Source organism: Candidatus Woesearchaeota archaeon (assembly GCA_026394965.1).
In the GTDB taxonomy this organism is placed as follows: Archaea; Nanobdellota; Nanobdellia; order Woesearchaeales; family 0-14-0-80-44-23; genus JAPLZQ01.
In genome coordinates this window covers 1-9179 of record JAPLZQ010000096.1, presented here as the reverse complement: position 1 = coordinate 9179, position 9179 = coordinate 1, and the positions used below count along the sequence as shown (strand labels likewise).

Below are 9179 nucleotides of genomic sequence, written 5' to 3'. Positions count from 1 at the left end.
AATCACCCCTCCCAGGGCAGGAAGGAGAGGGTGCAAAGGAAGGCAAGAAGGAAGAGAAATCCAAGTAAGGAGCACTTTGCAAAATGCCTAAGAAAAAGAAGAGTGAGATTTTGGAATTAACAGGTGAAGCTAAGCAGCTGGAATCCCCTGAAAGCGCTAAAAAGCCAAGGAAAAAAGCGCCTGCAAAGGAATTAAAGGAGCATAAGAAGCTCCATTCTGAAGAGCATAAGGAAAAGCAGAAGCATCCTTCTTCTGAATCTCTCCCTGAAAAAATCCAGCCCGAGATAAACATAGGATTAGTCGGGCATGTGGACCACGGAAAGACAACCCTCACAGAAAGGCTCACTGGAAAATGGACAGACACTCATTCTGAAGAGATAAGATTGGGAATCACAATAAGGCTTGGCTATGCTGACATGACTATCAGGAAATGCCCTGACTGCGATGAGCCGGACTGCTATACCACAAAGGAGGAATGCCCAAAGTGCGGCGCAAAGACAGAATTCCTTAGGAAGGTAAGCTTCATTGATGCGCCTGGGCACGAGAGCCTTATGGCAACAATGCTTTCAGGAGCTACAATAATAGATGCTGCCCTTCTTTTGGTTGCTGCAAATGAGCAGTGCCCACAGCCGCAGACAAAAGAGCATCTTATGGCGCTTCAGATAATCGGACTGAAGAATATCATAATAATCCAGAACAAGATTGACCTTGTTTCAAAGGAAGATGCAATGAATAATTACCAGCAGATAAAGGATTTCATAAAAGGAACTGCTTATGAAAATGTCCCGATAATCCCTGTTTCTGCCCAGCAGAACATAAACATTGACATGATAATTGAGGCAATCCAAAAATATTTCCCGACTCCAAAGAGGGAGGAATCAAAGGAGCCAATTATGCTTGTTGCCCGCTCATTTGACATAAACAAGCCCGGCTCTGACCCGCTTAAGGTAAAGGGCGGAGTGCTTGGCGGAACATTAAAGCAGGGCAAGCTTCGGGTTGGAGACGAAATTGAGATAAGCCCAGGAAGAAGAGTTGAAAAAGAGGGGAAGGTGTTCTGGGTTTCCTTAAAGTCAAAAATCGTAAGCCTTGTAACCGGCGGAGTTGAGGTTAAAGAGCTCATGCCAGGAGGCTCAATAGGAGTGATGGTTTCGCTTGACCCTGCTGTTGTGAAGGCAGACGGATTATCAGGCTCAATTGTAGGCTTGCCTGGAAAGCTTCCTAAAGTGTGGTATAATCTTAAGCTTAAAACAACCCTGCTTGAAAGGGTGGTTGGGGCAAAGGATGTTCTTGTTGTAGAGCCGATAAAGATGGATGAAGTCATAATGCTTAATGTCAATTCAGCTGCAACAGTTGGAAAAGTGACAAAGCTCGGAAAGGATTTGATTGAGTGCGCACTAAAGCTTCCTGTCTGCGCAGACCACGAAGCCAGAGTAACAATATCAAGAAGGATAGGAGACAGATACCGTCTGATTGGCTACGGGCTCATCAAAGAATAAAGTTCTGGTTTTATTAATTGCATTCTAAAGACAAATTCTGGGCAACTTTAATTGCAATATTATGACATTTAAGATATGTTATCCGAAATGCCGACGAAAACGCAAAGCTTTTAAATAATTAAATCTTATTTAACTTATGGCTAAAGAAAAATCAAAAAATCTTGCGATTTTTATCGCGGTCGCCGTGGTTTTAGTTTTGGCTACAGGATTTTTAACATATTCATATACATTAAATCAATCCTCGTCATCACAGGAAAACACACTTAATTTTTTTAAGGAATATTCTATTGCCCTAAATAATATCCATGTCGCTTCTGGTCTCGATGTCGAAGCAAATCTGAATTTGGATGCAGGAAACTCTTACACTGAAACAGAGGAATATTATTATGAATTTGCAATTCCCTACTATGATACTGGAAAAGAGCAGGTTTTAGATGCTAAAGAATTATTGAACAAAGCTAAATCAAAATTACAAAACCTGCAATCTAATGCACCAAATTCATTTTTTCAAAGCGATGTCGAAGATAGAATAGAGCAAGTAGATGCTTTAATTTCTGTAAGTAATGATTTATATTCTCTACTTGATTACCAGAAGCAACAACTTTACGAAGTTAATTATGGTTCTGAATCAAAGGCAACAGAATATAATAATAAGTATAATGCACTTGTCCCTGAATTTAATAATAGACTAAAAAAATTAAGCGAAATACAAAATAGGATTGATTTAAATTGGGACCAAGATTGGTACCCAACCTTCCAAGAAGAAGCGACCACTTGATTTTTCTTTTCGTCGGCACTCTGCGGATTTTCTATGAAAATCCTTGCCCCATTGCATTCTCAAAATCCTTCGGATTTTTCGGGTCGGCTAACAATAATTTAACGGTTCGCAGGGTCGGCTTCGCCTAAATCGCCAAGCGTTTTCCCCGGTTCTCCAAAATAAAATTTTATTAATTGCATTCTAAAGACAAATTCTGGGCAACTTTAATTGTAATATTATTACGTTTAAGATATGTTAGTTTCAATTTTTGCAATCGCCTAATTTTAGAAAGAAAGAGGGACTTAAGAACGGCAGTGTGCTTCATTTAGGAATTGATGCAAATCCTTTTTCCAAACAAAATGAACTCTGTCTTGCGGAATTGGTGCCCATATAACTATTTCAGGCAAAGTAAAATTACCTTTGTAATCAGCCAGTGGAACTCTCGAGTCCCAATATCTTTTGTTTCCTTCTGCCAGTATCGTTTGTTTTCTTTTCGCATCAGATTCAGCAGTAAAATCTTTGGCAAGATGCCTTATATGCAAATAGTCAACAACGAAGGGATTATCCTCTGGTTTTAAATCAATCTGCAGTAATACAAGGTCTCTTTTTCCTTCTTCATCAAAACGTCCTGCACAACAACTCATAAGATAATCAAAAATATTAGTGCTATCTTGATATTGAATCCAAGATTGCGGTTTCTCTTCAGGCAAACCAAAAACTGCTGGTTTTGTTGCCTCAGATGGAACTAATGCAGAATCTTGTCCTTGTGCTATTAATCGTCTAGATGGCCATAATCCCCGGATATTTTTCCCCTCAATATATTTTCCTGTCCTTGGATCTTCATAAAGATAATCAGGGTCTCCTTCATTCACCCCTTTCCATCCCGTTCTATTTGTAAAGTGATACATCACCATACAATCCAGATTTTTTTCAGTCATGCATTTCACCTATTTCCCTGGTTTCGGCTTATATCCTGAAATCATTAGAAAGCCATTGCCCGCTAGGGATAATGCTTGTTCATCATCCATTCCCATTGTTTTGCCGCTCATAATCTTCCATAAGCCTAATGTTTTTCCTAATGCCATCAATCTTAATGTCTCTTCATGCTCCATTCCAAGCTCGGGTGCCAGTGTCATATAGCTTGGGCCATCAGCAAATACTCCTGACTGCGAGTAATCATCAAGAATTCTCGTCAAATCAGATCTGTATTTTTCCGCTTCAGTTTTGTTTACAACAACATCAACAAAAATCATATCAACGTTGTCATAATTATCTCCTGATGGAGCTTTACTGGTGGGCTTATAACCGAATACTTCAGTGGTTTCAACATTTCCAACTTTTGTTTGCTTAACCAGAGCTCCTTTTCTGTAAACTGTTGTTGAGCCTTGAATGATATCGTCTAATTTTTGTGTGTCCATATGATAAAGAATACACATCATTCTTATAAATCTTTTGTTTTTTTGCTACTATTAAGTTACTATTAAATCAAAAGACTTAAATATTGATTCTCACTTTCTGTTTTTGAGGCGAATAAAATGGATGAAACTTTCATTAAAAAAATAGGAAAAATCAGTCTTTATGTTGTTCAAGGGGATATAACTCAGATTCCAACAGATGCAATTATGACTGCAATTAATTCTAAGGGAGCGTGGTATGGCGGGGTTGATCGTGCAATTCAAAGAGTTGCAGGAAACCAATATCATTCACGGGCATCAGAAGCTATGCCTCTCAGTGATTTACAAACAGTAATTGCAAAAGGTGACGCATCAAAACATGGCGGAAAATTCAACGATGTTGTTTTTGTTGTTGATGATTTAGAGTCATCTTTAGATAAAGTTGTTTATGCTGGATTGGAAGCAGCGCACAAAGAAGGATATGGCCAATTACTTATCCCTGCAATGAGAACTGGTAAAGTAACAGAAATAATTGAAGAACTTCCCTCTGCAATGAAAATTGTTGCAAAGGAAAAAATAATTGGAAAAACTCCTGAAGAAACAATTGCCAGATTAAGTCAAGGCATAGAAAGATTCATGCATGATTATGAAAATCAAACAAAACTGGAAAACTTAACAATAGTGCTTTATAAAGATTTAAACAGCAGGTAAATTGATAATCGGATTATAAGAAAAGCTTCACTTAACTGATTATTTTGAGATTATGTATTATGCAACCATCACAAAAACTGGAGGATATAACTTCAAAAGAATATTTAGACAAGACTCTAGAAAATGCTAAGTCTTGGTGTTTAAATAATCTTCCAAAACACCTCCAGGGTTTTCAGAATGGGCTTGATTATGATATTTTTCATTATGTAATTGATAATGAAATGATTGGTTCCGATATGTGTTTAGATAATAAAGAAGAAGGATTAATAAGAGTTTCAACGAGAAAATTACAATGGTATATTGAAAGAGAAAAATATTTTGGACAGTATGGTCATAAAGAACCAGAAACAGATTCTGAATCAATGTTTATACATGAAATAACAGAATTCTTAGTTCACAAAATTCCTGAAGTTTTTTCACATTATTTTTCAAAAATGGAATTTCCTCATTCTGTTGCAAGAAAAATTGAGAATATAAATCGTAGAGAACGTGGTTTAAAAGAGTGGTACATGGGTTAATAGCGAGCCCGCCAATTGCAACTAACAGGAATTTAACGGTTCCAGAAACTTGCAGTTTCTTCCACCCAAATTATTTCAAATCAGCATTAAATTAAAAGAGAATACTTATAAAATAAAACATAAAAAAATTCTGTTATAAAATTCTATTTTCTTTTAAGCTCCATTCTGTATTGGTCCTTAAATCTGCTCAATTCGGGAAAGGCGTAAGATTTCACAATTTCATATTTCTCTTTTGTCTTTTCAGTTATTGCCTGAGAAAGGAATTCCTCAAGGGAATCTGGAAAAAGAATATTTCCTGAATCAAAGCCCAGGAATTCATAGGATATCCTTGCCCGGTCTGGATTGAATTCGCTTAGCATGTATTCAACAGTCATTATCGGGTTTGGCTTTGTTCCGCATGTTGAGATGTCCATCTGGACGTATCTCTGCCCTTCCTCTGGCGTTATGTGGAAATTAATGTGGCTCTCGCTCAGGATTGATGCACTGCTGAGCCCGTGGGGTTCAAAATAGTGCACAAATGTCTTGCATTCTGTTGCATTTGCAAGGAGAATGCATTCAGAAATTATCTTTTCAATGTCATCCTGGTGAAGATTTGAACAGCCCTTCAATCTGAAATGAAGAGTTCTATCGTAAGAATAAGATATCTCGCTCATTTTAATCGTTTTTCAAGCCCTCAAGCTCTCAATCCTCCGTATCACTTTTTTATTTTATATTGTATTTTAATATTGAGGTCTGGGGTAATTTTATTCAATCTGAAAAAAATCCAGAACTCTTTTTACCAAGGAATGGTGCTTTCCTTTTAAAACATTTGTTTTCATTCATTAATAAATACGCATTTTGCAATAAAGAATTCGTTTAATTTAATTATCTAAACAATAATTAATTTATCAAAACAGGTAATATCCGATTACAGGAATAATTAATGCACCCATTGCATGCGCTCTCCTTATCCCAAGAAGATTCGGAATCAGCCCTATTGAAGATGCAGCGAATAATAGTATTATCCCGGCAAATCCCGAGAGGATAAAGGACATGATGAGCATGAATGCAATCATTGCAGCGCATAGTTTCTTATAATTTATCCTTGGAATAATCAGTGCGAATTTTCTTGAGATAATAATTGTTGAAAATAGGGCTATTGCAGCTGACACCAGTGCACAGATGGAAAGCGCAATGACAAGTCCGTAATTAAGATTTGCAATTCTTCCAAGAACTGCTATTGCCCCGTTCCTTGCTTTCCCTATTGCAAGCAGGAAAACTATGCTTATCATTATGTTCACAGAGCTTATCCCCCCTGTTATGGCAAGGTAGTTCTCATCATTTTCCTCAACCAGTTCAGAGCCGATTGCAGCTGCCTGGCTTGGCCCAAGCGCGGGAAACAGGCAAACAAAGCTCCCTGAGAAAACAGCAGCAGCAATGCACATTAAAAAGTTCCTGCCTTCAAAAATGCCCTCCTCTTCCTGAAACGGGATTTCTGAATCTGATAATGCGCTTGCAATGAGCATTCCAACCCCAAAAAGCCCGGACAGCATGGGAAAAAGCGGCTGGCTGATGTCTGAGTTAAGCGCAATCAGCCCAAGAATCCCTGAAAAGATGAATACAATCCCCGCCCATATCCTTGCCCGCAAGCCCTTTTCCCGCAGAATCATTATTGCGGAAACAGCAATAAGTATGAATGGGACTGAACTTTTGAAATAATTGAATATTCCTTGAATTAAAAAGAATACAAACGGGATTATGAGAATGCACATAAAGAGGGAGAAAAAGCAGGCGAAAGCCATAATCTTAACTGCCAAAAGCCCCTTTCCCATAAGAAGCATCCTGTGCCCAGGAAGGGCTCCAAAAATATTTTCAGGGCTTGGAGCACCAAGAAAGACAGAAGGGATGAATGCGATAAACAGCTGGCTTATTGCAAGTGAAACAATGATGATGCAAAAGGATGTTCCTGAAACTACTCCTGAGAAAAATGGGTATAGTCCAAGAAGGATTATTGAGAGGAGATTTGTATGAAGCCCGGGAACAAGCCCTGTGAAAGTTCCGCATAGAATACCGAAGATAATGGCGAGTAATATCTGAATAAACATGAACTGTTGGATGTTTTTCACATTTTTATGCTTTTGGCGCCATATTTCGCATTCATTCCGGCTCATCCGAAAATTAATTTAAATTAATATTCTTACGAATAAGTAGTTACATAACGCAATATTTAAATATTTGAATGAGTAAATTGCAATTAATCAACATAATAATATTACAATAATACAGATTTGTGGTGAAAAAAATGACTCAACCTATAAATGATGAATATATTCATCAGAGATATGGCAGAGACTTGCCGCAGGAGAATGTTGATAGTTTGAAAAGAGCAATGGCAAAATATGGCGACAACAGATGGTGGGAATCAGAAGACCCCGTGACTATTGCAAAATATCAGGTTTTTGAAAGAATATTGATGAGCGATTTTTCAATATTCTCTGAAGGGCTTGAAAAGCTTCTGGAAAGGCCAGTATACACTCATGAGCTTGGCCGGAATAATATTAAATGCGTTCAAGCAGAAGCTTCTGAAGCTATTGCACGCCTTGACAGCAAAGCCCCTCCGCTTGATAAGGGTATTGCAGAAGAAAGAGAACTAAAAGGAATTCAGGCATTGTTTGACTATGCAAAGAAGAGCGGAAAAGCCATCATTAGCACCATTCCTCAGGATAAATATGAAAGAACACCAGTTTTTAAGATTGAAGAACCAAATTTTAAAGTTGAAAACGATGGCAATTAAGCAAAAGAATATGCAGATTTAAGGTTGAAAAATGACACTTGAAGATAAGTTGACTGAACAACTTGAAGATGCAAGAAAGCATGCAGAAAAAGGAGAAGTTTGTTATATGAATTTTTTCCTAACCTCAGCAAAAGACCATGCTGCCGGGATTGGAAAGGATATAAGTGCAAAAGTTGCTGAATTGGAAACCATAGGATATACAAACGGAATACCAGTAGAACTTGCCTATGCAAGAGAGTATGCAGAAGAAAGAGATGTTCATGGTATGAATTTTTCTCTAATCCTTGTAAACGACTATGCTGCTAAGATTGGAAAAGACATGACTGCAGAGGTTGCAGAGATAAGAGCCATTATAGAACAATAGATTTAAGGTTTAAAAAATGACGCTTGAAGACAAAGTAACTGAAAACCTTGCATACGCAGAAACGTGTGCAGATGACGGGAATTTTCAGGCGACAGAGAATTTTATATACATCGCAGAGCACTATGCAGCCAAAAATGGAACAAGCATAAGCGCACGAGTTTCTGAATTGAAAAATCTTGTTTACACAAAAGCCCTTGAATCTGCAGAGCGTTATTCTGAAGCAGGAAACATTCCTGCAGCGAATTATTTTCTGCGCCAGATAGAAAAATATGCTTATGATATTAAAGATAAATAAAAAAACAATAAGGTAAGGTGGAACCATGTACAAAGATGAAAATTTCCGGGAAATAGGCAAAGTCAGCAAAGGAGAGCTTCTTCCAGCGATGCCTGGCACAAGCATAAGGATGCCGTACCAGACAGGAACTGCTTTTGTAAACGAAGCGGGCAATATCGGATATGTGGCGCTGAATATTGATGATTTGGTCGCAGAGCCGCTCAAAGATGCAGATAGTATAATGGGAATGCTTGGAAGTCAGTATGCAGAACTTGTAAAGAACCCAGCTATAAAAAAACAATTAAAGAAAATTTTTGCTGCAACACCGGTCTCTCTTTTTTATTCAAAAGCAAGAAGCGGCATTGAAATTTTAACCATGCCCGGTATGGGCGATAAAAATAAAGTGGATAACTATGATATCAAAGGGCTGATTATCGGGGCTTACAGCACATCAGGAGGAATACCCTCAGTTAAGGACGTGTATGATTTCCATTCAAAACTTATTGATGAAATGGAATTGTTGTCTGATGAATCTATCCTGAGAATGAAAGTTAAGGCGCTTCCAAAGAAAGCAAATGCGGTTTATGATAAACTCAGCAAAATTGCAGATGATTTTACCGAGGACTTTCTGAAGGAATTTGACTTTTGAATGACTTTTGAACAGCAATTTTTTCTTTTCTGATTTTGGAATTAATACACCAAATTCAATTATTTCCGGAGTTTTTCAGGTGCTCTTGGCAATCTTTAAATAGGAATCCTCATTAATATGGCTTGTCAATGATGAGGTCATCCCCGACTGATAAAATATGATGTGCTTTAGAAAAACCTGCTGAGACACTTTAGAATTAAAATATTAGGAAAAAAGAAAATAAAATAAATTGTTTTTTTTACC

The 9179-nt window shown here is 37.6% G+C and carries 12 protein-coding genes; 8 read left to right on the top strand and 4 right to left on the bottom strand.

All coding sequences use genetic code 11. The annotated features are described in order from the left end of the window. The first annotated feature begins 83 nt into the window (after nucleotides 1-83). Both NTV63_04235 and NTV63_04230 read left to right on the top strand, forming a co-directional pair. Nucleotides 84-1496 carry a translation initiation factor IF-2 subunit gamma gene (locus NTV63_04235; protein ID MCX6710128.1) on the top strand — a complete coding sequence of 471 codons (1413 nt, stop codon included), beginning with the start codon at nucleotides 84-86 and terminating at the stop codon, nucleotides 1494-1496. Between the two features lie 136 nt (nucleotides 1497-1632). Beyond that, on the top strand, nucleotides 1633-2274 hold the full coding sequence (locus NTV63_04230; protein MCX6710127.1) for a hypothetical protein: 642 nt from the start codon (nucleotides 1633-1635) through the stop codon (nucleotides 2272-2274). A gap of 281 nt (nucleotides 2275-2555) precedes the next feature. Here the strand turns inward: NTV63_04230 and NTV63_04225 are convergent, their stop codons facing one another. Together NTV63_04225 and NTV63_04220 are read right to left on the bottom strand one after the other, a co-directional pair. Next, nucleotides 2556-3191 carry a hypothetical protein gene (locus tag NTV63_04225; protein ID MCX6710126.1) on the bottom strand — a complete coding sequence of 212 codons (636 nt, stop codon included), beginning with the start codon at nucleotides 3189-3191 and terminating at the stop codon, nucleotides 2556-2558. 9 nt (nucleotides 3192-3200) lie between these two features. After that, a complete protein-coding gene (locus NTV63_04220; protein ID MCX6710125.1) occupies nucleotides 3201-3671 on the bottom strand; it encodes a hypothetical protein in 471 nt (156 codons plus the stop codon). Nucleotides 3672-3788: 117 nt separating this feature from the next. Here NTV63_04220 and NTV63_04215 point away from each other — a divergent pair, with 117 nt between their 5' ends. Both NTV63_04215 and NTV63_04210 read left to right on the top strand, forming a co-directional pair. Next, on the top strand, nucleotides 3789-4358 hold the full coding sequence (locus NTV63_04215; GenBank protein MCX6710124.1) for a hypothetical protein: 570 nt from the start codon (nucleotides 3789-3791) through the stop codon (nucleotides 4356-4358). A 59-nt stretch (nucleotides 4359-4417) separates the two neighbouring features. After that, entirely contained in the window at nucleotides 4418-4876 is a 459-nt protein-coding gene (locus NTV63_04210) for a hypothetical protein (GenBank protein MCX6710123.1), read from the top strand. Nucleotides 4877-5019: 143 nt separating this feature from the next. Here the strand turns inward: NTV63_04210 and NTV63_04205 are convergent, their stop codons facing one another. After that, on the bottom strand, nucleotides 5020-5529 hold the full coding sequence (locus NTV63_04205; protein MCX6710122.1) for an S-adenosylmethionine decarboxylase: 510 nt from the start codon (nucleotides 5527-5529) through the stop codon (nucleotides 5020-5022). Nucleotides 5530-5763: 234 nt separating this feature from the next. Next, nucleotides 5764-6960: a tripartite tricarboxylate transporter permease gene (locus NTV63_04200; protein MCX6710121.1), complete on the bottom strand. Its 1197-nt coding sequence runs from the start codon at nucleotides 6958-6960 to the stop codon at nucleotides 5764-5766. A gap of 197 nt (nucleotides 6961-7157) precedes the next feature. Here NTV63_04200 and NTV63_04195 point away from each other — a divergent pair, with 197 nt between their 5' ends. The 4 genes from NTV63_04195 to NTV63_04180 all read left to right on the top strand — a co-directional run bounded on the left by NTV63_04195 (nucleotide 7158) and on the right by NTV63_04180 (nucleotide 8936). Beyond that, nucleotides 7158-7649, top strand: coding sequence for a hypothetical protein (locus NTV63_04195; protein ID MCX6710120.1), 492 nt, complete (start codon nucleotides 7158-7160; stop codon nucleotides 7647-7649). A gap of 31 nt (nucleotides 7650-7680) precedes the next feature. Beyond that, entirely contained in the window at nucleotides 7681-8013 is a 333-nt protein-coding gene (locus tag NTV63_04190; GenBank protein ID MCX6710119.1) for a hypothetical protein, read from the top strand. 16 nt (nucleotides 8014-8029) lie between these two features. Beyond that, nucleotides 8030-8308, top strand: a complete 279-nt coding sequence (locus tag NTV63_04185; protein ID MCX6710118.1) for a hypothetical protein — start codon at nucleotides 8030-8032, stop codon at nucleotides 8306-8308. Between the two features lie 109 nt (nucleotides 8309-8417). Beyond that, nucleotides 8418-8936 (top strand): hypothetical protein, encoded by a 519-nt coding sequence (locus NTV63_04180; GenBank protein ID MCX6710117.1) that lies wholly within the window; start codon nucleotides 8418-8420, stop codon nucleotides 8934-8936. Nucleotides 8937-9179 lie beyond the last annotated feature (243 nt).